The organism is Ideonella flava, assembly GCF_051857595.1.
GTDB lineage: Bacteria > Pseudomonadota > Gammaproteobacteria > Burkholderiales > Burkholderiaceae_C > Ideonella.
This window is the reverse complement of the sequence record NZ_JBPZHD010000001.1, coordinates 558,867-582,723: the sequence shown is the minus strand read 5'-3', so window position 1 is coordinate 582,723 and position 23,857 is coordinate 558,867. Positions and strand designations below refer to the sequence as shown.

Sequence of the window (23,857 nt, the reverse complement as noted above, 5' to 3'; positions counted from 1 at the left end):
CGCATGAAGATCAAGACGAAGAGCAAGAAGGTCAACAAGGCTTGGCTGCACGACCACCTGACCGATCCCTACGTCAAGCTGGCGCAGAAGGAGGGCTACCGAGCTCGGGCGGCCTACAAGCTCAAGGAGATCGACGAGGCCTTCGGTCTGGTGCGTCCGGGCCAGGTCGTGGTGGACCTGGGCGCCGCCCCGGGCGCCTGGAGCCAGTACCTGCGCCGGCGTTTCGCTCCCAAGGCAGCCGGCACCGGCGGGGCCGCCACCGGCGAACTGGACGGCACGATCATCGCGCTCGACCTGCTGGAGTTCGCGCCGATCGATGGCGTGCGATTCATCCAGGGGGACTTCCGCGAAGATGAGGTGATGCATCGCCTGGAAGATGAACTGGCCGGGCGAGCGGTGGATCTGGTGGTATCCGACATGGCGCCCAACCTGTCGGGCATTGCCGCGTCCGATTCGGCACGCATCGCCCACCTGGTCGAGCTCGCGGTGGATTTCGCGGGCCGGCATCTGAAGCCGGAGGGCGCCCTGGTGGCCAAGGTTTTCCATGGCAGCGGCTACAGCCAGCTGGCGGAGCTCTTCAAGCGCCACTTCCGTGTGGTCAAGCCGATCAAGCCCAAAGCATCCAGAGACAAATCGTCGGAAACATTTCTGGTGGGAATTGGTCTCAAAAAGGTCGGATCGGGCATCCGAAGGCCCGAAAACAGCCTGTTTTAGCCATTTGCGGCTGCCTTGACCCAAGTCACCCTCTGGCAGCATCCCCGGTATTGAGTCGACTAGAATCAACCCTATATGCCGAGGTGACGAGCTGGGTTGCCAGTTCATTCCCTCAGGACTTCGCAAAGGAACCGCGGTGAACAATCAGTGGATTTCGAAGGTCGCCGTCTGGCTGGTGATCGCCTTGGTGTTGTTCACCGTCTTCAAGCAGTTCGACAAGCCCCGTGCCAGCGAACAGGTGACCTACACCCAGTTCATGGACGACGCCAAGCAAGGTCGCATCAAGCGGGTCGAGGTGCAGGGGCGGACCCTGAAGGTCACGCCCAACGATGGCCAGCCTTTCACCATCTCGTCGCCTGGCGACCTGTGGATGGTGGGCGATCTGATGAAATACGGCGTGCAGGTTTCGGGCAAGCCGGACGAAGAGCCCTCGCTGCTTCAGACACTGCTGTTGTCCTGGGGCCCGATGCTGTTGCTGATCGGCGTCTGGATCTACTTCATGCGCCAGATGCAGGGCGGCGGCAAGGGCGGCGCCTTCAGCTTCGGCAAGTCGAAGGCTCGCATGCTGGACGAGGCCAACAACTCCACCACCTTCGCTGACGTCGCCGGCTGCGACGAGGCCAAGGAGGAGGTGAAGGAGCTGGTCGACTTCCTGAAGGACCCGCAGAAGTTCCAGAAGCTGGGCGGCCGCATTCCGCGCGGCGTGTTGCTGGTCGGCCCTCCGGGGACGGGCAAGACGCTGCTGGCCAAGGCGATTGCCGGTGAGGCCAAGGTGCCGTTCTTCTCGATCTCCGGTTCCGACTTCGTCGAGATGTTCGTCGGTGTCGGTGCGGCTCGCGTGCGCGACATGTTCGAGCAGGCCAAGAAGAGCGCTCCGTGCATCATCTTCGTCGACGAGATCGATGCGGTCGGCCGCCATCGCGGCGCTGGCCTGGGCGGCGGCAACGACGAGCGCGAGCAGACGCTGAACCAGATGCTCGTCGAGATGGACGGCTTCGAAACCAACCTCGGTGTCATCGTGATGGCCGCCACCAACCGGCCGGACATCCTCGACCCCGCGCTGCTGCGCCCCGGCCGTTTCGACCGCCAGGTCTACGTGACGCTGCCGGACATCCGCGGCCGCGAGCAGATCCTGAACGTGCACATGCGCAAGGTACCGGTCGGCGGCGACGTCAAGGCGGACATCATCGCGCGCGGCACGCCGGGCTTCTCAGGTGCGGACCTGGCCAACCTGGTCAACGAGGCGGCGCTGTTTGCCGCCCGGCGCAACGCTCGCGTGGTCGAGATGATCGACTTCGAGCGTGCCAAGGACAAGATCATCATGGGCACCGAGCGCAAGTCCATGGTGATGGACGAGGAGGAGCGCACCAACACGGCATACCACGAAGCCGGGCATGCGCTGGTCGGTCGCCTCCTGCCCAAGCTGGATCCCGTTCACAAGGTGACTATCATCCCGCGCGGCGGTGCCCTCGGCGTGACCGTCTCCCTGCCCGAGAAGGATCGCTACGGCTACGACAAGATCTACATGCTGAACCGCATCTCGATGCTGTTCGGTGGCCGGATCGCCGAAGAGGTCTTCATGAACCAGATGACCACTGGCGCCAGCAGCGACTTCGAGCGTGCCACCCAGATCGCCCGCGACATGGTGACCAGGTACGGCATGAGCGACACGCTGGGCCCCATGGTCTACGCCGAGAACGAAGGCGAAGTGTTCCTCGGCCGCTCGGTGACCAAGACGACCAACGTGTCCGAAGACACGATGCGCAAGGTCGATTCGGAGGTCCGGCGCATCATCGACGAGCAGTACTCGATCGCACGCAAGCTGATCGAAGAGAACGCAGACAAGATGCATGCCATGGCCAAGGCGCTGCTGGAGTGGGAAACCATCGATGCCGACCAGGTCGACGACATCATGAACGACAAGCCGCCGCGCCCGCCGAAGGATTGGACGCCGTCGGCCAATCGCACGGGCAATGGCGCCACTCCGCCGGTCAACCCGGACAGCGCGCCGGCCACGGCCTGATCGCCGCGGCGACACACCACAGACCGTAACGGGGCCGCAAGGCCCCGTTGTTCTTGCACCTGTCGAGCCATCGTGTCGACCTACCTCTGGCAGACCGCCCGTTTCAGCCTGGACCTGACCTCCCGACCGCTGGTGATGGGCATCGTGAATGTCACGCCGGATTCCTTCTCGGACGGCGGTCGCCACGCCGATGAGGCTGCTGCGTGCCTGCATGCGGAGCGCCTTCTGGCGCAGGGCGCCGACATCCTGGACATCGGCGGAGAGTCGACCCGGCCGGGGTCGCAGCCACCGCCAGTCGAGGTCGAACTGGCGCGCGTCCTGCCGGTGGTTCGGCAGGCGGTCACGCTGGGCGTGCCGGTCTCCGTGGATACCAGCCGGCACGAAGTCATCCGTGCGGTCCTCGACGCCGGAGCCGACATCATCAACGACATCCGCGCGCTGCAGTCCCCGGGGGCGCTGGCGGCCGCCGCGGCTCATCCGCGCGCAGGCCTGTGCCTGATGCACATGCAGGGCGAACCGGCGACGATGCAGATATCGCCCCACTATGACGATGTGGTGGTCGATGTCGCTGGCTTCCTGGCACAACGAATGGCGGTCGCCGAAACGGCCGGCATCGCGGCGGAGCGCATCGTGCTCGACCCGGGGTACGGTTTCGGCAAGACGCTGGACCACAATCTGATGCTGTTCCGGCGCCAACGGGAGCTGACGGCACTGGGCCGCCCGTTGCTGGCGGGCTGGTCGCGCAAGGGGACCCTTGGGCAGTTGACCGGCCGCCCGGCGGGCGAACGGATGGTGCCCAGCGTCGCAGCCGCTTTGGCCGCCGTGGCCCTGGGGGCAAGAGTGGTTCGCGTGCATGACGTGGCCGACACCGTCGATGCCTTGAAGGTGTGGAATTCGGCAGGCCTGGGAGGCGCACCAGGCTGCGACAACAACGAGACTCAGAGGAGAACCGACCCATGACCCGTCGCTACTTCGGCACCGATGGCATCCGCGGCACCGTTGGCCAGGCGCCGATCACGCCAGATTTCGCGTTGCGGCTGGGCCATGCCGTGGGCCGTGTCCTTCAGCGAAGCGCGGCATCCCGCGAAGACCGGCGTGCTCCCGGCGTGCTGATAGGCAAGGACACCCGCATCTCGGGCTACATGCTCGAATCGGCTCTGGAAGCCGGATTCGCCTCGGCTGGCGTGGATGTCCTCCTGACCGGGCCGCTGCCGACGCCCGGCGTGGCCTACCTTACCCGCGCCCTGCGGCTGGACCTGGGCCTGGTGATCAGTGCCTCGCACAACGCCTATCCGGACAACGGCATCAAGTTCTTCTCGGCCCGGGGCGAAAAGTTGCCCGACGAATGGGAGCTCGCCGTCGAGGCTGCACTCGACGAGCCACCGCAATGGGTCGACTCGGCACGGCTCGGCCGAGCCCGCCGTATCGATGATGCGCAGGGCCGATACATCGAGTTCTGCAAGGCCACGGTGAGCGGGGAGCTGACGCTCAAGGGCCTGAAGCTGGTGGTCGATGCCGCGAACGGTGCGGCTTACCAGGTGGCGCCGGCCGTGTTTCACGAGTTGGGCGCCCAGGTCGTGAGCATCGGCTGCGCGCCCAACGGAACCAACATCAACGCGGGCTTTGGCGCCACGGCACCCCAGGCGCTGGTGCAGGCGGTACGCGAGCACGGCGCCGACTACGGGGTCGCCCTGGACGGCGACGCGGATCGGTTGCAGATGGTCGACGCTGCGGGCCGGCTGTACAACGGCGACGAACTCCTCTACCTGCTCGCCATGGACAGACGGACGCACGGCGAAGAGGTGCCGGGAGTCGTCGGAACCTTGATGACCAACATGGCCATTGAAGTGGCCCTCGCGGGGCAAGGCATTCCGCTCGTGCGAGCCAAGGTGGGCGATCGCTACGTGCTGGAGGAGCTCGGCCGGCGAGGATGGCTGCTCGGTGGGGAGGGCTCCGGTCATCTGCTGGCACTGGACAAGCACAGCACCGGTGACGGCATCGTCAGCGCCTTGCAGGTCCTTCAGGCCGTTCAGCGCAGCAGCCGCGCCCTGTCCGTCCTGCTGAACGAGGTGCAACTCTTTCCGCAGACGATGATCAATGTGCGCCTGGCCCAAGGCAGCGACTGGAAGCGCAACGCGCAGCTGGCCCGCCAGATCGAGACCATACAGGTCGAACTGGGCCGTACCGGTCGCGTCCTGATCCGCCCTTCCGGCACCGAACCGGTGTTGCGGGTCATGGTCGAGGCCCGGGAGGCGGAAACCTCCCGCCGCATGGCCGAACGCCTCGCCGAGGCCGCCCGGAACGGGGCCTGAGCCGGTTCGTGACAGGTTCATGACACCTGCGTGACGCCGCCCCGGCGTCACGGCGCTGTCACACAAGCTTTCTACAGTGCCGGGCAACCCGCTGAAGAAAAGGTAGTGACATGCTGAAAGTTGTGATTCGTCCGATCTGGCTGGGCGTTGCCGCCCTGATGCTGTCCGGTGCCGCCCTGGCGCAGGACGTGACCGGCGCAGGAGCCTCGTTCCCCGCTCCCATCTACGCCAAGTGGGCGGACGCCTACAACAAGGCCAGCGGCGCGAGGATCAACTACCAGTCGGTCGGCTCCGGTGCAGGCATCAAGCAGATCAAGTCCAAGACGGTGGACTTCGGTGCCTCCGACATGCCGCTGAAGGACGAGGAACTGGCCGCTGACGGGCTGTTCCAGTTCCCGACCGTCATCGGCGGCGTGGTGCCGGTGGTCAACGTCAAGGGCATCGCCGCGGGTCAGCTGAAGCTCACCGGGCAGGTCCTGGGCGACATCTACCTCGGCAAGGTCACGAAGTGGAACGACCCGTCCATCACGGCGCTCAACGCGGGCGTTGCCTTGCCGGAGGCCGATATCGCGGTCGTTCGCCGGGCCGATGGTTCGGGCACCAGCTTCATCTTCACCAACTACCTGTCCAAGGTGAACGCCGACTGGAAGGCCAAGGTGGGCGAGGGCACCGCCGTCAACTGGCCGACCGGCGCCGGTGGCAAGGGCAACGAAGGCGTGGCTTCCTACGTGCAGCGCCTGCCGAACTCGATCGGCTACGTCGAGTACGCCTACGCCAAGCAGAACAAGATGGCCCACGTGCAGCTGAAGAACAAGGACGGCGCGTTCGTCGCGCCTGACGATGCCAATTTCAAGGCCGCTGCCGCCAATGCCGACTGGGCCAAGACCTTCTACCAGGTCCTGACCGATCAGCCGGGCAAGGAGTCGTGGCCCCTGACCGGCGCCACCTTCATCCTGATGCACAAGGTCCAGGCCAAGCCCGAACAGGCTGGTGCCGCGCTCAAGTTCTTCGACTGGGCTTACGCCAGCGGCGACAAGATGGCCGCGGAGCTGGAATACGTTCCGCTGCCCGACAGCGTGAAGAGCCTCGTGCACAAGCAGTGGGGCGAGGTCAAGGATGGTGCGGGCAAGCCGATCGCCCTCAAGTAATTCACCGTCAACGCCAGCCGAGACGGACGGGCCCCTCAAGGGGCCCGTGCCACGCCGGCGCGACCGAAGGAGCGACAGGTGACCGCTACACTGCCCGCCAGCCCCACTGCCCACGACCTGACCATGGAACGATCGGCCCCGGCCGGGCGGCCGGGTGGCCGCAGCGTGCGTGCCCCCTGGGCCGACCGGGTGTTCGCGCTGGCGGCGCACGGCGCGGCCTGGCTGACGCTGGCACTGCTGCTCGGCATCCTCCTGTCGCTGATCGCCGGAGCGGCGCCGGCGATCAAGGAGTACGGCCTGTCCTTCCTCTGGCGCAGCGAGTGGGATCCGGTGCAGGATCGCTACGGCGGCCTGGTCATGATCTACGGCACGCTGATGACCTCGCTGATCGCATTGATCATCGCGGTTCCGGTGAGTTTCGGTATCGCGCTGTTCCTGACCGAACTCTCTCCGCAGTGGCTGAAGCGTCCGCTGGGCGTGGCGATCGAGTTGCTGGCGGCCGTGCCGTCCATCGTCTACGGCATGTGGGGGCTGCTCGTCTTCGGCCCGCTGCTGGCCACCTACGTGCAGCAGCCGCTTCAGCACCTGTTCAAAGGGGTCCCTGTCCTCGGGGCGCTTTTCGCCGGCCCGCCGGTGGGCATCGGCCTGCTGTCCGCCGGGATCATCCTCGCCATCATGATCATTCCGTTCATCGCGTCGGTGATGCGTGACGTCTTCGAGGTCACGCCTGCTTTGCTGAAGGAATCGGCCTACGGTCTTGGCTCCACCACGTGGGAGGTGGTCTGGAACGTGGTGCTGCCGTTCACCAAGACCGGCGTGGTCGGCGGGATCATGCTGGGGCTGGGGCGCGCGCTCGGCGAGACGATGGCGGTGACGTTCCTGATCGGCAATGCCAACCAGCTCAATTCGATCTCGCTTTTCGAGCCCGCGAACAGCATCACGTCGGCCCTGGCCAACGAGTTCGCCGAGGCCGGGGAGGGACTGCACCAGGCGTCGCTCATCTACCTGGGGCTGGTGCTGTTCTTCATCACCTTCGTCGTGCTGGCCTTTTCCAAGCTCCTGCTGGCCCAGTTGAAGAAAAACGAGGGGAGCAAGACATGAGTTCCCTGACTGCGCTCGACACCGCTCGGCTGGCGATTCACCGCCGCCGCAAACGCACCAACGTCATCGCCCTGACGCTCTCGCTGGCGGCGATGGCCTTCGGGGTGGTCTGGCTGATCTGGATCCTCTACGAGACCGTGGTCCGAGGCTTCGGCGGCATCAGCCTGCAGGTCTTCACCGAGGCGACACCGCCTCCGCAGGCAGAGACGGGTGGCCTGGCCAACGCGATCTACGGCTCGGTGATGATGGTGTCGCTGGCCACCCTGATCGGCACCCCCATCGGCGTCATGGCCGGGATCTATCTCGCCGAATACGGGCAGCGCAGCTGGCTCGGCCGCACGACGCAGTTCATCAACGACATCCTGCTGTCTGCGCCTTCCATCGTCATCGGCCTGTTCGTCTATGGCGTGGTGGTTTCCCGCTTCAAGTCGTACTCCGGCTGGGCGGGTGTCATGGCACTGTCCCTGATCGTCATTCCGGTCGTGATCCGCACGACCGAGAACATGCTGGTGCTGGTGCCCAACGCCTTGCGCGAAGCGGCCTATGCACTGGGGACGCCGAAGTGGAAGGTCATCCTCTCGATCACCTTGAAAGCCGCCCGGGCTGGTGTGGTGACCGGTGTTCTTCTCGCACTGGCCCGCGTGGCGGGCGAGACGGCGCCCTTGCTCTTCACGTCCTTGAACAACCAGTTCTGGTCGACTGACCTCAGCCGGCCCATGGCCAGCCTGCCGAAGGTCATCTTCGAGTTCGCGATGAGCCCGTACGAGAACTGGCAGAAGCTGGCCTGGGCGGGCGTCTTCCTCATCACCCTGGGCGTGCTCGCGCTGAACATCCTGGCGCGCGTACTGTTCCGCAACAAGCACTGAAGGCCTTTTCACAATGGACGCCAAAGTCGGATCCCCGGTGGCCGGGAAGGCCAAGATCGCCGTGCGCGACCTGAACTTCTACTACGGCAGCTTCCACGCCCTGAAGCACATCGATCTGGACATTCCGGAGAAGAAGGTGACGGCCTTCATCGGTCCCTCGGGTTGCGGCAAGTCGACGCTGCTGCGCACCTTCAACCGCATGTTCGAGCTCTATCCCGAACAGCGCGCCGAGGGCCAGATCCTGGTCGACGGCGAGAACGTGCTGGACCGCAAACTCGACGTGTCGCTGATCCGCGCCAAGGTCGGCATGGTCTTCCAGAAGCCCACGCCGTTCCCGATGTCGATCTACGACAACATCGCCTTCGGCGTGCGCCTGTTCGAGAATCTTTCCCGCGTCGAGATGGACGAGCGCGTCGAGTGGGCGCTGAAGAAGTCGGCGCTGTGGAACGAGGTCAAGGACAAGCTGGGCCAGAGCGGCTCGGGCCTGTCCGGAGGCCAGCAGCAGCGCCTTTGCATAGCCCGCGGCATCGCGATCAAGCCCGAGGTGCTGCTGCTCGACGAACCCTGTTCGGCGCTGGATCCGATCTCCACCGGCAAGGTCGAGGAACTGATCCACGAGCTCAAGAGCGACTACACCGTGGTCATCGTCACCCACAACATGCAACAGGCGGCCCGCGTTTCGGACTACACCGCCTACATGTACCTGGGTGACCTCATCGAATTCGGCCCGACGCGCGACCTCTTCATGAAGCCGCAGAAGAAGGACACCGAGGACTACATCACCGGCCGCTTCGGCTGACGCTCCAGAAGAAGGAAGCAAAGATGGACAAGCATCTCTCCACCCAGTTCGACACCGAGTTGAGCGGGGTCTCGACGCGAGTGCTCGAAATGGGCGGCCTGGTCGAGGCCCAGGTGGCGCAGGCCATCTACGCGCTGACGAACTACAGCGCCGAGACGGCCACCCAGGTGCTGCAGATGGAAGAGCGGGTCAACCAGCTCGAGGTCGACATAGATGCCGACCTGTCGGCGATCATCGCCCGCCGTCAGCCGACGGCCCGCGACCTGCGGCTGCTGATCGCCATCAGCAAGACCATCGGCAACCTGGAGCGGGTGGGCGACGAAGCCGCCCGCATCGCCCGCACCGTGCAGCGCCTGATCAACACCGGCGTCTTCAGCCGGCTGCGGCTGCCCGTGGGCGACGTCTCGTTCGAAGCGTCTCTGGCCACCGCCTCGCTGCGAAAGGCGCTGGATGCATTCGCCCGGCTGGACACGGTCCAGGCGCTGGACGTGATCAAGAACGACAACCAGATCGACGCCGAGTTCGACGGCCTGATGCGCAAGCTCATCACCTACATGATGGAAGACCCGCGCACCATCTCGGCCAGCATCGACCTGGTGTTCGTGGCCAAGGCCATCGAGCGGGTGGGCGACCACGCCAAGAACCTGGCCGAGCAGATCATCTACATCGTCAAGGGGCAGGACGTGCGGCACAACAGCGTCGAGGCGGTCGAGACGATCGCGCTGACACGCAACTGAGTTGGCATCGGCTGTGATGAACGAAGGGAACGCCTGACATGCCCACCGTGCTCGTCGTTGAAGACGAATCGGCGATCGCCGAACTGGTCGCGATCAACCTGCGCCATGCCGGCTTCGAGGTGACGCTGGCCGAGAACGCCGACCAGGCCATGGTGGCCGTGGATGCGGTGCTGCCCGACCTGGTGCTGCTGGACTGGATGCTGCCGGGCCAATCCGGCGTCGCGCTGGCACGCCGCTGGCGGGGCGATGCGCGCACGCGCGAGTTGCCCATCATCATGCTCACCGCGCGGGCCGACGAGGCAGACAAGGTGTCAGGCCTGGACGCCGGCGCGGACGACTATCTCACCAAGCCGTTCTCGACCCAGGAACTGCTGGCCCGGATTCGTGCCGTGCTGCGTCGCCGCGTCCCCGAAGCGCTCGACTCCGCGGTCGAGATGGCCGGGCTGAAGCTCGACCCCTCGACGCGGCGGGTCAGTCGGGCGGGCATCGAGTTGAAGCTCGGCCCCACCGAATTCCGCCTGCTGCACTTCTTCATGACCCATCCGGAGCGCGTGCACAGCCGCGCCCAGTTGCTCGACCGGGTCTGGGGAGACCACGTCTTCATCGAGGAGCGCACCGTCGACGTCCACGTCAAGCGGCTGCGCGAGGCCTTGTTGCCGGCCCAATGCGCCAGCATGATCGAAACCGTCCGTGGCGCCGGTTATCGCTTCACCCAGCAAGCGATCGCGTCGGCCGCCTGACGCTTCCAGAACATGGCCTGGATCTGGTGGCGCGTGCTCTTTGCGCTGAGCCTCGCGCTCGGCGGTGGATTCATCGGCCACGCCCTCGGCGCTGCGCAGGGTTACACCGTGCGCGGCGCGTTGGCAGGCGCACTGATCGGCGTGGTGCTGCTGCTCATTCGCGACGTGCTGATGGGCCGCCGGGTCCTGCGATGGCTCAGTGTCGGGGCGCACGAAGCCTCGCCCGCCATGGCCGGCTTCTGGGGCGAACTGGGCAGCCGCATCGAGCGGGCGCTGCGCTCGCGCGAGCGGCAGGCCGAGGCCGAACGCGAGCGGCTGGCGCAATTTTTGACCGCCATCGAGGCCTCGCCCAACGGCGTGATGCTGCTGGACGCCAGTGAGCAGATCGAATGGTGCAATCAGCTGGCCGCGGAACATCTGGGGTTGGATCGCCAACGCGACCTCCGTCAGCGCGTGACCAACCTCGTCCGCGCTCCGGCGTTCGTCGCCATGTTGCAAGCCCGCGCCTTCGAGCAGCCCGTCCAGATTCCGCACCCGGCCGGCCGGGGTTTGCTGTCGGTCATCGTGAGACCGTATGGCGAGGGACAGCGTCTGCTGTTGACGCAGGACATCACCGAGCGGGAGCGGGCCGACGCGATGAGGCGCGACTTCGTGGCCAACGTGTCGCACGAGATCCGCACGCCCCTGACCGTGGTCGCCGGCTTCGTCGAGACCCTGACCAATCTTCCGTTGTCCGAAGTCGAGCGCAAGCGGGTCCTGGCCTTGATGGCGCAACAGGCGCACCGCATGCAATCGCTCGTCGGAGACCTGTTGACCCTCGCCCGGCTGGAGGGCAGCCCACGGCCGGCGGCAGACTCCTGGCTGCCGCTGGCGCGCCTGGGGGCCGCCGTCGAGCTCGACGCGCGCGGCTTGTCCGCCGGCCGGCATCGCCTGGCCTTCGACTGGGGCCAGGGCATCGAGCTGGCCGGCAACGAGGCGGAGCTCCTCAGCGCGGTGACCAACCTCGTCAGCAACGCGGTGCGCTACACGCCTGACGGCGGGACGGTCGAGGTGAGCTGGGGTCAACGGCATGACGGCGCCGGCGAGATCTCGGTCCGTGACACCGGGCCCGGCATCGCCGCCGAGCACCTGCCGCGGCTGACCGAGCGCTTCTACCGGGTCGACGGCAGCCGGTCGCGCGATACCGGCGGCACGGGGCTTGGGCTGGCCATCGTCAAGCACGTGGCGCAGCGCCATGGGGGCGAGCTGCTGATCGAAAGCACCGTCGGCGAAGGATCTCGCTTCACGCTGATGCTTCCGCCGGCCCGCGTGCGCCTGCCTGTCCTGAGCGCGGCGGCTCAGGGCACCGGTTGGTAGATCAGCATCTGGTCGCTGCGCTCGCCGGGGCGCCGCAGCTGCACTTCGAGCTTCCATCCGGCGGGTGCTGCCGGCAGGGTGCTACCGCGCCAGGCGACGAGCAGATGACGGGTGCAGTCGGGCGGCACGTCGCGCTCCGGCTGGGTCACGACGCGGTGCTTGCCAAAGACTTCCAGCGCCGCCACGTTGGCGCGTGTCATGCCAGGCGCGAGCACGCACGCGCCGGCCGGCACGTGCCTGTCCACCAGCGCAACCAGCGTGCGCGGACTGCGTGCGTAATCCAGCGCTGGCAGCAACAAGGTCATCGTCAGGAGCCAGCTCAGGGCTACGCCGCTGGCGGAGAGCACAAGGCTCTTCCACAAGGGGTGACGGTGACGCGAGGTGCGCCAGCGAACCAGCCAGAGCCAGGCCAGCGTTCCTAGCGCCGCGGCCACGAGCTCGATGGAGGAGAAGCGGGGCGAGAAGCCCGGCGCAAGCCGCAGGATGTTGGCCATCGGCTTGGCCGGCACGCCGGTCTGCATCGACAGGTAGATGACCCATACCGTGAGCGCGGCCAGGCTGAAGAAGAAGACCGAGAACCAGTCGATCGCCGCGGCGGCGCTGCGCTTGAGCGTGGGCAGGGCGAAGGCCGCCATGACGGCCATGCCGGGAAGCGCCAGCATCAATGCCCGCTCCGAGCCTCCCATCGCCAATGCACTGACCACGCCCACGATCACGGTCGCCAGCGGCACCGCGATGTGACGGCGCAGCCAATGGCGGCGCCAGCGCCAGAGCGTCCACAGCGAAAGCGGCCACACGGGCCACGGGAACCACAGCAGCAGCCGCAATGTCCCTGCGGCGTTGGGCGCTGCCAGGCGCGGTTGCCAGGCGCCCAGTGCGCTGGCGGCCGCGATCGCCAACGCCACAGAGGCCAGCAGCCAGGGCCATAGCGAGCGGACCTCGGCATAACTGGAGCGAAGGGTGACGACCAGGGCGAGCACGCCCAGGGCCATGGCCATGCTGGGCGCGCCGCTGGTGGCCAGCGCGGGCAGTGCCAGCAGCAGCGCGGCGCGCACCGCGATCGATCGGTACGGCGCGGCCGCCAGGGCCCACAGCAGCAGCGTCACCTCACTGAGCTGCATCAGCTCCGGCGTGGTCTCGTGCCCCAGCTGCAGCAACCCGAGGGTTGCGATGATGGCCAGCAGGGCGCCATCCGCCAGTGCACGCGCATAGTCGACGGGATCGGCCTCTCCGCCGAACGCGAAGGGAATGGGCTGGGCCGCTTCAGTGCGGGCCAGGTGGAACGTGGCGTACCAGACCAACACCAGGGTGAGGGCGAGCAGGGCGCCGAAAGCCAGTCGGGCGGCCAGGGCGGGGTCCATCGCCGGCGTCAGCAACTTGATGACCAGCGCGCCGAGCGCGTGCGGGAGCAGGGCTGTCTCCGGGGGCAGGTCGCCGAGTGTCGGAGCCCACCAGGACGTGCGGCCCTCGGCCATGCCGAGCATGGTGCCGAAGGCCGTGACGTCGGCACCGCGCCAGGGGTCGCGCCCGAACAGGCCCGGCAACAGGTAGGCCGCGCAGAACAACAACAGGGCCAGGCGGGGTAGCCGCTCGGCGGCGCGCTGCGTGACGAGGGCAGGGGTGGGCTGGGGCGAATCCACGGCTGGGATCATGCCAAGCCGGCATCAAGCTCGGCCCGGGCGAATGCAAAAAAGAAAAAAGGCAGCCGGGGCTGCCTTTCGTGCGGTGGCGTCAAACGCCGGATCACTTCTTGATGCCGACGCGCGCGAACTTGTTGCGGAACTTCTCGACGCGGCCGCCCAGGGTGTCCACGCTCTTTTGCTGGCCGGTGTAGAACGGGTGCGATTCGCTGGTGGTTTCCAGCTTGAACAGCGGCAGTTCGCGCCCGTCATCCATCTTCACGGTTTCGCGGGTCTGCGCGCAGGAGCGCGTGACGAACTTGAAGCCGTTGGACAGGTCGACGAAGCAGACGTCGCGGTAGTTGGGATGGATGCCTTCTTTCATGCGCAAACCTCTCGCTGCAGTGGTGTCGGCAGCCACGCGCCCTGATACCGGTTGAACCGGCGATACGCGCACTTACCAAGCGGATTGCTTCCCAAAGCGGGAAAACATTGGATTATAGGGCATGAGCCTTGGCCCCGGCCCGGGCGTCGACCACCGAGAGCACGTGCCGGGTCATTCCGAGTGCCAATTCGTGCTCGCCCACCAGGACCGTGCCGGCACCGTCCCGGCGCAGCAGCTCTGCTTCCTCGGCGTTGTGGCTGCGCACGACGACGTGGATCTGGGGATTCAGCGCCCGGGCCGCATCCACCATCTTTCGCACGTGGACGGTGTCGGGCGTCGCGATCGCCAGGGCCCTGGCGTCCTTGATGTGGGCCTGCACGAGCACCTCCGGCTCCGTGGCGTCGCCCCACACGGCGGCGTGCCCTAGCGCGCGCAGGCGCTCGACGGCATCGCGGTTCTGCTCCGCGACGACGAAGGGCACGCCTTCGGCCGAGAGCGCGTCGGCGATGCGCTTGCCCACTCGGCCCCAGCCCACGAGCACGACCTGGTTCGACAGGTACTTCGCCTCGGTCGACATCGGCAGGGCGGCGAGAGGATCCTCGGCCGGTTCCAGACGGTTGGCCAGGCGGGGCCGCTCTTGCAGCCAGGCGTGCGCGATGTCGGCGATGCGGAAAGCCAGTGGATTGAGCGCGATGGAGATGAGCGCGCCCGCCACGATCAGGCTCTGGCCTTCGCGCGGCAGCAGCCCGAGCGACAGCCCCAGGCCGGCGAGGATGAAGGAGAACTCGCCGATCTGGGCCAGGCTGGCAGATGCGGCGAGCGCCGTGCGAACCGGGTAGCGCAAGACGAGAACCAGCCCGGCTGCGGCGAGCGACTTGCCGAGCATGATGATCGCGACGGTGGCCAGCACCTGCAGCGGCTGCTCGATCAACACCGCCGGGTCGAACAACATGCCCACGGAGACGAAGAACAGCACGGCGAAGGCGTCCTGCAGAGGCAGGGTCTGCTCGGCGGCACGTTGGCTGAATTCGGATTCGCGCAGCACCATGCCGGCGAAGAACGCGCCGAGCGCGAACGAAATGCCGAACAGGGCCGAAGAGCCGTAGGCGATGCTCACCGCCGCTGCCACCACGCACAACGTGAAGAGCTCGCGCGATCCGGTCTTGGTGACCTGCCACAGCACCCAGGGGAACAGGCGTCTGCCGACGATGAGCATGAAGGCCACGAAGGCGGCGACCTGCCCGAGCGTGATGGCCAGCGTTGCCAGCAGGCCGCGGTCGGAGGCGGGCGATGCTTCGTCGCCTCCCAGCAGGGGCGCCAATGCAGGCAGCAAGACGAGCACGAGCACCATGGCCAGGTCCTCGACCACCAGCCAGCCGATCGCGATGCGCCCGTCCGCCGAATCCAGCAGGCCCCGGCTTTCCAGCGCCTTGAGCAGGACCACGGTGCTGGCCACGGACAGTGAGAGGCCGAAGATGAGCGCGCCACCGAGGGGCCAGCCCCACAGGGTGGCGACGCCGGCGCCCATGGCCGTGGCGACCAGCATCTGCGCAATGGCCCCTGGCAGCGCCACTCGTCGAACGGCCAGCAGGTCGGCGACGGAGAAGTGCAGGCCGACGCCGAACATCAGGAGCATCACGCCGATCTCGGCCAGCTGGGCGGCGATCGCGCCGTCGGCCACGAAGCCTGGCGTCGCCGGTCCGATGGCCACGCCGGCCAGCAGGTAGCCCACGAGCGCGGGCAACCTCAGGCGCACGGCGATGAAGCCCAGCACGAGGGCGAGGCCGAAGCCCGCGGCCAGGGTCGTGATGAGGCTGACGGAATGGGGCATGCCTGGTGTCCTCGCTGGAAAGCAAACAGCCCGCATCGCGGGCTGTCTGGTCATGATGTCCGGGGCGGGCTCCGGCCGCGGGGCTCAGCCGCCTCGACGCATCATGTCGAAGAAGTCGAGGTTGTTCTTGCTCGACTTCATCTTGTCGAGGATGAACTCCATCGCCTCGATCTCGTCCATCGGGTAGAGCAGCTTGCGCAGGATCCAGGTCTTTTGCAGGATCTCCGGCTTCAGCAGCAGCTCTTCGCGGCGGGTGCCGGACTTGTTGATGAGGATGGACGGGTAGACGCGCTTCTCGGCCATGCGGCGATCCAGGTGGATTTCGCAGTTGCCGGTGCCCTTGAACTCCTCGTAGATCACCTCGTCCATGCGGCTGCCGGTGTCGATCAGCGCCGTGCCGATGATGGTCAGCGAGCCGCCTTCCTCGACGTTGCGCGCGGCGCCGAAGAAGCGCTTCGGACGCTGCAGGGCATTGGCATCCACGCCGCCGGTCAGCACCTTGCCGGAGCTCGGCAGCACGTTGTTGTACGCGCGGGCCAGGCGGGTGATGGAGTCGAGCAGGATGACCACGTCCTTCCTCAGCTCGACGAGGCGCTTGGCGCGCTCGATCACCATCTCGGCCACCTGCACGTGGCGGGCGGCCGGCTCGTCGAAGGTGGAGCTGATGACCTCGCCACGCACGGTGCGCAGCATCTCGGTCACTTCCTCGGGGCGCTCGTCGACCAGCAGGACGATGAGGTGCACGTCGGGGTGGTTGGCGACGATCGCGTGCGCGAGGTGCTGCATCATCACCGTCTTGCCGGTCTTGGGCTGGGCGACGAGCAGTGCGCGCTGGCCTTTGCCTATGGGCGCGATCAGGTCGACGATCCGGCCGGTGATGTTCTCTTCGCCCTTGAACCCTTCACGCTCGAGCTTGAACGGCTCTTTCGGGAAGAGCGGCGTCAGGTTCTCGAACATGATCTTGTGCTTGTTCTCCTCGGGCGTCAGGCCGTTCACGCGGTCGACCTTGACGAGCGCGAAGTAGCGCTCGCCGTCCTTGGGAACACGCACCTCGCCTTCGATCAGGTCGCCGGTGTGCAGGTTGAAGCGGCGGATCTGGCTGGGCGAGAGGTAGATGTCGTCGGTGGACGCCATGTAGCTGGTGTCGATCGAGCGCAGGAAGCCGAAGCCATCCGGCAGCACCTCGAGCACGCCGTCGCCGAAGACCTGTTCGCCGGCCTTGGCGCGCTTCTTCATGATCGCGAACATCAGCTCCTGCTTGCGCAGGCGCGAGACGTTGTCGATCTCCAGCTCCTCGCCCATTTGGATGAGGGCGGAAACGTGAAGCGCCTTGAGTTCTGACAGATGCATCGGCAAACACCCTTGGGGGAAGGTAACCGCGCGCGCATCCCTTGCGCCGGGCTGTTTCGGTCAGGCGCCGTGGCCGGTATTCACCAGCACCCGGGATCGCCAGCCGCGATTCGAACGTGAGGATTCGGGAAGCTGAGGCCTGGAACCGGCGCGATTTACCGGTTGTAGACCGGGGCGCCGTGGCCTGGAAGCTGATTCGCTAGCACCGGAGCGGGGGCCGGTGAGGCCGCCGCCACCGATGCGTCAGACGCGATTATAGATGGCCGTCGAGGAAGGCGGTCAATTGGGCTTTCGACAGGGCGCCGACCTTGGTGGCGGCGAGCTGCCCGCCCTTGAACAACATCAGGGTCGGGATGCCGCGGATGCCGAACTTGGCCGGAACGTCACGGTTGTCGTCCACGTTCATCTTGGCAATCTGCAGGCGATCGCCATATTCCTTGGCGGTCTCGTCCAGCATGGGCGCGATCATCTTGCACGGTCCGCACCATTCGGCCCAGTAGTCGACCAGGACGGGTTTGTCGGACTTCAGGACATCGGCCTCGAACGAGGCATCGGAGATGTGCTTGATCAATTCGCTGCTCATGAAGAGTCCTCGGGGGTGGCCTGGGGCCAGTGGAAGGCCGCGTCGCTGGCGACGCTGCGACCCTCAGATGGGGGCGACGCGGGTCACTTTCAAGAGGCTGCGCCGGCCATGTTGCCCGTTCTGAGCCGGGCACAATGATTCTGACATAAAGACCGTCGGGCCGCCGCCTCCGGTCTCCCGGCACCCCTGCTACAGGCGGGTGCTTGGACACCGCTTCCCATCCATGCATTCCTCAACGCCCACGATCGCCGGCTTGCCGGCCGGCCCCACCGACGCGGCATGGTGGCTGGCGGCCGCCGGTGGCGCCCGCCAATGGGCCGAACAGCGCCAGATCGACCTGCGCGATGCAATCTGGCTGCTGCCGTACTCGGCGTTGATGCCGGTGGCGCGGCGCGCCTGGAGCCGCCTTGGGGGCTGGCAACCGAGGGTGGAAACGCTGGCGACGCTGCGCGCGCAGCTGGGCCCACGCGTGAGCGCAGGCGGGCCCGGCTTCGATCCGGTGCTGAACCGATTGCAGGCAGCCCAGTGGCTGCGCGAGCAACCCGCCGGCGCGGCCTGGGCGCAGGATGACCGTCGGGCCTTTCGCGAAGGGGTCGATGCACTCGTGCGTTGTGCGCAATCGATGCAGGAGGCGGCGGCTTGCCGTCCCGCGTCCGAGCGATCCGCCTGGTGGGATCAGGCGCGGCGATCCCTGTCCGGCGGACAGGGCCCGGGCGGCGATGAGCGGCTGCTCGCCAGGATCGCACTGGAGTGGGCCGCGAGCGCGGCCACGGCGGACGCCGATGAGCTCCGCGAATTGCGCCCCTCGGCATGGCTGCTCTTGCGGGCCGGCGGGCGGGATCCGCTGGCCGAATCCATCCTGGCCGAAGCGGCGGCGCGCGGGACGCCCTGCCTGGTGCTCGACGCCGACCCGCCGCGCGATGCGTTGTTCGCGATGTCGATCGGGCTGCAGGCGCCGCCTGCCGAGTGCCTGTGCGCCGATGCCGAAAGCGAGGCCCAGGCGGCCTGTGCGCAGGTCCTCGAGGAGTTGGCGCAAGCGCCTGCCGATCCGGTCGCCCTGATAGCGCAGGACCGGGAGGCGGTGCGGCGAGTGAGGGCCTTGCTGGAGCGTTTCGGCGTTGCGGTGGTGGACGACACGGGATGGCGCCTGGCGACCACGCGCGCCGCCGCGCGCCTGATGACCCTGCTGCGAGCGGCCCAGGGGCTCAGGCCGGGCCGCGCGGAGTCGACTGCGGCCGACCAGCGACTGGACTGGCTGAAGGACGACCCGCTCGGACTCGCGCGGCCACGCGCCCTGGCCGCGCTCGAGGCCCGCTGGCGTGGGCGCCGGGTGCCCGAGTCTTCGCAGGCCGAAGCCGAAGCGCTGTGGGCGGATGCCCAGGCTCGCCTCGGCCCCTTGTTGATCGAGCGGCGGCAGGCCCTTGCCGCCTGGCTCGAGCAGTTGGCGGACCTGTGCCTGGGCGAGCCGCTCGAAGCGGCGCGCTGGCGTGACGATGCCGCCGGCCGCGCGGTGCTGTCGGCCCTGCGGATGGACCCCGTTCCCGCGGGGGCCTGGCAGGCCCTGGCCCGACAGGTGGCAATGACCCTGGACGATTTCGTCACCTGGGTCGACGAAGTGCTGGCCGAGGCGAGCTTCGTGCCGCCGCACGACGCGAAGGCTCCGGTGGTCATCACGCCGCTCGCCCGAGCCATGCTGCGGCCGTTCAGCGCGGTGGTCTTCCCGGGCACGGACGAACGCAGGCTTGGCGCCTCCGAACCCAAGGCCGAACTCGTCACGCCGGCGTTGGCGGAAACGCTCGGTCTGGAGGGCTTGTCCGCGCAACGAGAGCGCGAGGCGCTGGCCTTCGCACAGGTCCTGCGCCAGCCGCGCGTGACGCTGTTGCGCCGCGTGGCCGAGGGCAGCGAAGTGCTGGGTGCGAGCGCACTGGTCGAGCGACTGCGCCTGGCATGGCGGGCCGCACCCGAGGGCGCGCGAGACCTGCCGAGCGTCTCACGCGCATTGCCCACGCGTCGCGTTGCACCCGAGCCCGTGAGGCCGCCGCTGCCACGGGCCACCACGCGTTGGCCGGACAGCCTGAGCGCCAGCGCGGTAGAGGCCTTGCGCGCCTGCCCGTACCGCTTCTTCAGCCGTGTGATCCTCGGCCTGGGCGAGGCGGACGAGCTCGACCGCATGCTCGCCAAGCGCGACTACGGCAACTGGCTGCACGCAGTGCTTTGGCGATTCCATCTCGGGCGAACGCCGACGACCGACCTCGAGGCCGATCGCGAAAGGCTGCGCGCCGCCGCGCGTGACGAACAGGATGAATCGCCCCACCCGGAAGGCGAGCTGCTGCCCTACCTGGCCAGCTTCGAGGCCCTCGTCGAGCCCTACTTGCGCTGGCTGCACGGGCGCGAGGCCGAAGGCTGGCGATGGGCCGAGGGCGAGGTGGATCGCCGCATCCTGCCGCCCGAGCTGGGTGGCATGGCCCTGCGCGGGCGCCTCGATCGCATAGACCGTCATGCCGAAGGCGGCGTGCAGGTGCTGGACTACAAGACGGGCAGCGTGGCAACGCTGAAGGAGCACCTGGTCGATCGCAGCGAGGACACGCAACTGGCTTTCTATGCCGCCCTGCTGGCCGACGACGCCCCGGCGAGCTCCATCGCCGCCAGTTACCTGGCGCTGGACGATCGCCTCTCGCCCGTGGAGCTGCCGCATGCGCAAGTCGGCGAGACGGCCGTGATGCTGGTGCAGCGCCTGGGCGAGGAACTGCAGCGCCTGCGGGCCGGCGAGCCCCTGCAGGCGCTGGGGCAGGGGGCGCTGTGCGATCACTGTGAAGCGCGGGGACTTTGCCGTCGCGACCATTGGGCCGCTGAGGACGAGACTGCAGGATGACGTCCCCCGCCTACCGCATCGACGGAGCGCCTGCGCAGCGCGGCGACTTCTACGCCACCGCCTGCGATCCGCGCCAGAGCGTGGTGGTCGAGGCTTGCGCAGGCGCGGGCAAGACCTGGATGCTGGTGTCGCGCATCCTGCGGGCCTTGCTCGATGGCGTCGAGCCGCAGCAGATCCTGGCCATCACCTTCACCCGCAAGGCCGCCGGCGAAATGCGCGAGCGCCTCGCCGGCTGGCTGGCCGAGTTCTCCGATGCCCGCAGCGATCACCCCAAGCGCGTTCAGGCCCTGGTCGACCGAGGGCTGGTTGCAGCCGAGGCCGAGCGCCTGGCCCCGGCGCTGGGCCAACTGCACGAGCACGTGCTGGCCAGTGGCCGAACGGTGCAGGTGCGCACCTTTCACGCCTGGTTCGCGCAATTGCTGCGCATGGCACCGCTGGAGGTCCTGGGCGAGCTCGGCCTGTCCCCCGGCATGGGCCTGATCGAGGATCCGGCGGAGCTGGGCCCCGAGCTGATGCGCCGCTTCCAGCGCCGGGTCGCTGCAGACGAGGGCTTGCGCGTCCACTATCACGCGCTGGTCGCGCGCCAGGGGCGCTCCACCGTCCAGCGTTGGCTGGAGACCGCGTGGAGCCGCCGCAGCGAGATCGAGCGCGCGGACGCGGCGGGCGTGCTGGAGGGATCGATCCCTTCGGCGTCGATCCACTTTCCGGTTTGCGCCGGCCTGGCCCATCCACTGGACGCCTGGGGCGGGGCGCCGCTGCAGTACCTGATGTCCGACCTCGCCGCGGCCCTCGAGCGTGCAGGGACGGCGGGCAAGAAGAAGCACCTGGAATCCGCCATGGCACTGCGGCTGGCCCTGTCCGCGTCCGACCCTCGGCAAGCCTTCGCCCACGCCTGGCTCGCGGTGCACACGAAGGAAGGTGAGCTGCGCAAGCTCAAGGACGTCCCTTCCGAGTTCGCCGCGCTGAGCGACTGCCTGAGCGAGATCGACGAGCAGCTCAAGCAGCACGACGCGCACGAGGACCAGCAGCGCCTGATTCCCCTCGTGCGCGTGCTGCTGGCCGAGTATGCGGCGCTCAAGCGCGAGCGCGGGCTGGTCGACATGGGCGACCTGGAGCACGTCGCGCTGCAGTTGCTGGGCGAGGGCGATTGGGCGGCCTGGATCCAGGAGCGGCTCGATGCGCGGCTGCGCCATCTGCTGATCGACGAATTCCAGGACACCAGCCCCTTGCAGTGGCACGCACTGCGGCCCTGGCTGGAGGGTTACGCCGGCGCCGGCGGCGGGTTCAGTGGGCGAGAGCCCTTGTCCGTCTTCATCGTCGGCGACCCCAAGCAGAGCATCTACCGCTTCCGCCGCGCCGAGCCGCGCGTCTTCGCCGCGGCCGGCGAGTTCGTGGCCGAAGCCCTCGCGGGGCGGCGCCTGTCGTGCGATCACACGCGCCGCAATGCGCCCGCCGTGCTGGCCGCGCTGAACGAGGTGTTCGCGGCAGCCCAGGTGGCTGGGCAGTACGCGGGATTCCGCCCGCACACCACCGCGGCCGAAGCGGCGCCCGGCGATCCGCTGCCCGGGGTGTTCTCGCTGCCCCGAGAGGCGAAGCCGCCGTCGCGCGGGCGCGCGGACCGCGACGCGCCGCTGGTCTGGCGGGACAGCCTCACCGAGCCGCGGCTGGAAGAGGAGGAGCGCCGCACGGCGGCCGAGGCGCGCCAGGTCGCGGCGGCCATCGCCGAGCTGCTGGCCGCGGGCCAGGTCAGGCCCGGCGAGATCCAGGTGCTCGCCCGCCGCCGCGAAGTGCTCGGGCACCTGGCCGACGCACTGCGCGTGCTGCACATCCCGCATGTCCGCCCCGAGGACCTGCGCCTGGCCGACGAGCCGGAGGCGCGCGACCTCGTTGCGCTCATCGACGCGCTGGCCTCGCCAGGCCACGACCTTTCCCTGGCCCAGGCACTGAAAAGCCCGGTGTTCGGTGCGGATGACGACGAGCTGCTGTGGCTGGCCGCCCGATCTCGCGGCCCGGCCAGCGGCGGCTGGTGGGCGGCGCTGCAGTCGGCGGGGGCGGATGCGCCGGCTTCGCTCGTCCGGGCTGCCGCACTGTTGTCCCGATGGGCCGACGCCGCGCACGTCCTGCCGCCGCACGACCTGCTCGACCGCATCCTGCACGAGGGCGACATCGCCGCCCGCATGCTGCGCGCCGCACCGCCCGAGCGGCGCGACCATGCCCGTGCAGTGATCGACAGCCTGATCGCGCAGACGCTCGCCCTCGACGGCGGCCGCTACACGACGCCGTACCGCTTCGTGCGCGCCCTCAAGAGCGGCTGGCTCACCGGCAGCGTGGCCGCGGTGGAAGACGCGGTGCAGTTGCTCACCGTGCACGGCGCCAAGGGCCTGGAGGCGGAGGTCGTGTTCCTGATGGACACCGACCCCGAGGCGCGCAACCCCGAGACCGGCAGCCTGCTGGTGGACTGGCCGGTGGAGGCCAGCCATCCCACCCGCGTTGCCTTCGTCGGCCGGTGGGCCCGCCTGGCGCCGTCCTTGCGGCCGTTGAGCGAGGCCGAGGATGCGGAGTCGGCCCGCGAAGAGATGAACGGCCTGTATGTGGCCATGACGCGCGCCCGGCGCCGGCTGGTGGTGTCGTCCATCGACCCGCGCCGCAAGGCCTCCGACCCGGCCTGGTGGGATCGGCTGCTGGCGCATGCGCAGCCCTGGAATCCCGCCGCCGCCGTGCCGCCGGCCGCCGCGGCTGCCGAGGCGATCGAGGTGGTGGCCTGGCCCGCACCGGTGTTCAGCGAGCCCGCGGTGCCGCGCGCCGTGCCCGCGCAACTGCTCGCGGGCGCGGACACCCGCGCGACGCTGATGGGCGAAGCCTTTCACCGCCTGATGCAGTGGAGTACTGCACCGGCCGGCCCGCGGCACGGCGAGTTGGCCTCCTGGCTCGAGATGGCACTGCCTGCCGCGGCGGCCGAGTTCGGCCTGTCGGCGGATGAGGCGGCCTTCGCGCGCCGCGCCGCCGAGGCGGTCTGGGCCAGCCGCGCCTGCGCGCCATTTCTGCGCGGCCCCGGCATCGTCTGGGCGGGCGACGAGGTGCCGGTGGCCGAAGGCGGCGATGCCCTGCGCATCGACCGCCTGGTCGCCGTCCGCAACGACCTGCTGGAGCCGCGCACCTGGTGGGTCCTCGACTACAAGCTCGAGCCGCATCCCCAGGACGACGAGGACAACCGGATCCAGCTCGCTCGCTACCGCCAGGCGGTAGCGTCGCTGCAGCCCGGGGAGCCTGTGCGGGCAGCGTTCATCAACGCGCGTGGCGAGCTGATCGAGCCGGCCTGAGCGGCTGGGGCGGCCGGGGCGGGGGTCGCCCCGGCACGAGGCGGTCGGGCGCGGCGTGAGAGCGCGAAATGATCACGCTTTCGACCGCAGTTCCGCACACC

At 68.2% G+C, this 23,857-nt stretch carries 18 protein-coding genes; 13 read left to right on the top strand and 5 right to left on the bottom strand.

What is annotated here, in order from left to right; all coding sequences use genetic code 11:
* Positions 1-3 precede the first annotated feature (3 nt).
* From ACS5PM_RS02590 to phoR, 11 genes are all read left to right on the top strand, one after another.
* The gene (locus tag ACS5PM_RS02590; RefSeq protein WP_439385102.1) at positions 4-714 is read left to right on the top strand and encodes an RlmE family RNA methyltransferase; all 711 of its coding nucleotides are present in this window, start codon (positions 4-6) and stop codon (positions 712-714) included.
* Between the two features lie 136 nt (positions 715-850).
* Positions 851-2,737 carry an ATP-dependent zinc metalloprotease FtsH gene (gene ftsH, locus ACS5PM_RS02585; RefSeq protein WP_439385099.1) on the top strand — a complete coding sequence of 629 codons (1,887 nt, stop codon included), beginning with the start codon at positions 851-853 and terminating at the stop codon, positions 2,735-2,737.
* 135 nt (positions 2,738-2,872) lie between these two features.
* Positions 2,873-3,697, top strand: a complete 825-nt coding sequence (gene folP / locus ACS5PM_RS02580) for a dihydropteroate synthase (protein ID WP_439385607.1) — start codon at positions 2,873-2,875, stop codon at positions 3,695-3,697.
* Positions 3,694-5,049, top strand: coding sequence for a phosphoglucosamine mutase (gene glmM, locus ACS5PM_RS02575; protein ID WP_439385097.1), 1,356 nt, complete (start codon positions 3,694-3,696; stop codon positions 5,047-5,049). Before folP ends, glmM begins: the two co-directional genes overlap by 4 nt.
* 110 nt (positions 5,050-5,159) lie before the next feature.
* Complete coding sequence (pstS, locus tag ACS5PM_RS02570; protein WP_439385095.1) at positions 5,160-6,197, top strand: phosphate ABC transporter substrate-binding protein PstS; 1,038 nt, start codon at positions 5,160-5,162, stop codon at positions 6,195-6,197.
* 123 nt (positions 6,198-6,320) lie between these two features.
* Positions 6,321-7,298, top strand: a complete 978-nt coding sequence (gene pstC, locus ACS5PM_RS02565; RefSeq protein WP_439385605.1) for a phosphate ABC transporter permease PstC — start codon at positions 6,321-6,323, stop codon at positions 7,296-7,298.
* The gene (gene pstA / locus ACS5PM_RS02560; protein ID WP_439385093.1) at positions 7,295-8,164 is read left to right on the top strand and encodes a phosphate ABC transporter permease PstA; all 870 of its coding nucleotides are present in this window, start codon (positions 7,295-7,297) and stop codon (positions 8,162-8,164) included. The genes pstC and pstA overlap by 4 nt, the downstream gene beginning before the upstream one ends.
* A gap of 13 nt (positions 8,165-8,177) precedes the next feature.
* Entirely contained in the window at positions 8,178-8,963 is a 786-nt protein-coding gene (gene pstB / locus ACS5PM_RS02555; RefSeq protein ID WP_439385091.1) for a phosphate ABC transporter ATP-binding protein PstB, read from the top strand.
* Positions 8,964-8,986: 23 nt separating this feature from the next.
* Entirely contained in the window at positions 8,987-9,700 is a 714-nt protein-coding gene (phoU, locus tag ACS5PM_RS02550; RefSeq protein WP_439385089.1) for a phosphate signaling complex protein PhoU, read from the top strand.
* Positions 9,701-9,738: 38 nt separating this feature from the next.
* Entirely contained in the window at positions 9,739-10,440 is a 702-nt protein-coding gene (gene phoB, locus ACS5PM_RS02545) for a phosphate regulon transcriptional regulator PhoB (protein ID WP_439385087.1), read from the top strand.
* A 12-nt stretch (positions 10,441-10,452) separates the two neighbouring features.
* Positions 10,453-11,796, top strand: a complete 1,344-nt coding sequence (gene phoR / locus ACS5PM_RS02540; RefSeq protein WP_439385085.1) for a phosphate regulon sensor histidine kinase PhoR — start codon at positions 10,453-10,455, stop codon at positions 11,794-11,796.
* Here phoR and ACS5PM_RS02535 read toward each other — a convergent pair.
* The 5 genes from ACS5PM_RS02535 to trxA all read right to left on the bottom strand — a co-directional run bounded on the left by ACS5PM_RS02535 (position 11,778) and on the right by trxA (position 17,564).
* On the bottom strand, positions 11,778-13,436 hold the full coding sequence (locus tag ACS5PM_RS02535; RefSeq protein ID WP_439385083.1) for a hypothetical protein: 1,659 nt from the start codon (positions 13,434-13,436) through the stop codon (positions 11,778-11,780). The two genes, phoR and ACS5PM_RS02535, sit on opposite strands and share 19 nt — an antisense overlap.
* Positions 13,437-13,539: 103 nt before the next feature.
* On the bottom strand, positions 13,540-13,800 hold the full coding sequence (locus tag ACS5PM_RS02530) for a type B 50S ribosomal protein L31 (protein WP_439385081.1): 261 nt from the start codon (positions 13,798-13,800) through the stop codon (positions 13,540-13,542).
* A gap of 112 nt (positions 13,801-13,912) precedes the next feature.
* Positions 13,913-15,631: a cation:proton antiporter domain-containing protein gene (locus ACS5PM_RS02525; protein WP_439385079.1), complete on the bottom strand. Its 1,719-nt coding sequence runs from the start codon at positions 15,629-15,631 to the stop codon at positions 13,913-13,915.
* Positions 15,632-15,715: 84 nt separating this feature from the next.
* Positions 15,716-16,981 (bottom strand): transcription termination factor Rho, encoded by a 1,266-nt coding sequence (rho, locus tag ACS5PM_RS02520; RefSeq protein ID WP_439385077.1) that lies wholly within the window; start codon positions 16,979-16,981, stop codon positions 15,716-15,718.
* Between the two features lie 253 nt (positions 16,982-17,234).
* Positions 17,235-17,564 carry a thioredoxin TrxA gene (gene trxA / locus ACS5PM_RS02515; protein WP_439385075.1) on the bottom strand — a complete coding sequence of 110 codons (330 nt, stop codon included), beginning with the start codon at positions 17,562-17,564 and terminating at the stop codon, positions 17,235-17,237.
* A 223-nt stretch (positions 17,565-17,787) separates the two neighbouring features.
* Here trxA and ACS5PM_RS02510 point away from each other — a divergent pair, with 223 nt between their 5' ends.
* Both ACS5PM_RS02510 and ACS5PM_RS02505 read left to right on the top strand, forming a co-directional pair.
* Positions 17,788-20,436 (top strand): PD-(D/E)XK nuclease family protein, encoded by a 2,649-nt coding sequence (locus ACS5PM_RS02510; RefSeq protein ID WP_439385073.1) that lies wholly within the window; start codon positions 17,788-17,790, stop codon positions 20,434-20,436.
* Complete coding sequence (locus tag ACS5PM_RS02505; RefSeq protein ID WP_439385071.1) at positions 20,433-23,756, top strand: UvrD-helicase domain-containing protein; 3,324 nt, start codon at positions 20,433-20,435, stop codon at positions 23,754-23,756. The genes ACS5PM_RS02510 and ACS5PM_RS02505 overlap by 4 nt, the downstream gene beginning before the upstream one ends.
* Positions 23,757-23,857: the final 101 nt, after the last annotated feature.

What these genes read in the sequence shown, in the direction of transcription:
- ACS5PM_RS02590 (WP_439385102.1), top strand. Translation starts at nt 4, where the DNA reads ATGAAGATCAAGACGAAGAGCAAGAAGGTCAACAAGGCTTGGCTGCAC.
- folP (WP_439385607.1), top strand. Translation starts at nt 2,873, where the DNA reads ATGGGCATCGTGAATGTCACGCCGGATTCCTTCTCGGACGGCGGTCGC.
- glmM (WP_439385097.1), top strand. Translation starts at nt 3,694, where the DNA reads ATGACCCGTCGCTACTTCGGCACCGATGGCATCCGCGGCACCGTTGGC.
- pstS (WP_439385095.1), top strand. Translation starts at nt 5,160, where the DNA reads ATGCTGAAAGTTGTGATTCGTCCGATCTGGCTGGGCGTTGCCGCCCTG.
- pstC (WP_439385605.1), top strand. Translation starts at nt 6,321, where the DNA reads ATGGAACGATCGGCCCCGGCCGGGCGGCCGGGTGGCCGCAGCGTGCGT.
- pstA (WP_439385093.1), top strand. Translation starts at nt 7,295, where the DNA reads ATGAGTTCCCTGACTGCGCTCGACACCGCTCGGCTGGCGATTCACCGC.
- pstB (WP_439385091.1), top strand. Translation starts at nt 8,178, where the DNA reads ATGGACGCCAAAGTCGGATCCCCGGTGGCCGGGAAGGCCAAGATCGCC.
- phoU (WP_439385089.1), top strand. Translation starts at nt 8,987, where the DNA reads ATGGACAAGCATCTCTCCACCCAGTTCGACACCGAGTTGAGCGGGGTC.
- phoB (WP_439385087.1), top strand. Translation starts at nt 9,739, where the DNA reads ATGCCCACCGTGCTCGTCGTTGAAGACGAATCGGCGATCGCCGAACTG.
- phoR (WP_439385085.1), top strand. Translation starts at nt 10,453, where the DNA reads ATGGCCTGGATCTGGTGGCGCGTGCTCTTTGCGCTGAGCCTCGCGCTC.
- ACS5PM_RS02530 (WP_439385081.1), bottom strand. Translation starts at nt 13,800, where the DNA reads ATGAAAGAAGGCATCCATCCCAACTACCGCGACGTCTGCTTCGTCGAC.
- ACS5PM_RS02525 (WP_439385079.1), bottom strand. Translation starts at nt 15,631, where the DNA reads ATGCCCCATTCCGTCAGCCTCATCACGACCCTGGCCGCGGGCTTCGGC.
- rho (WP_439385077.1), bottom strand. Translation starts at nt 16,981, where the DNA reads ATGCATCTGTCAGAACTCAAGGCGCTTCACGTTTCCGCCCTCATCCAA.
- trxA (WP_439385075.1), bottom strand. Translation starts at nt 17,564, where the DNA reads ATGAGCAGCGAATTGATCAAGCACATCTCCGATGCCTCGTTCGAGGCC.
- ACS5PM_RS02510 (WP_439385073.1), top strand. Translation starts at nt 17,788, where the DNA reads ATGCATTCCTCAACGCCCACGATCGCCGGCTTGCCGGCCGGCCCCACC.
- ACS5PM_RS02505 (WP_439385071.1), top strand. Translation starts at nt 20,433, where the DNA reads ATGACGTCCCCCGCCTACCGCATCGACGGAGCGCCTGCGCAGCGCGGC.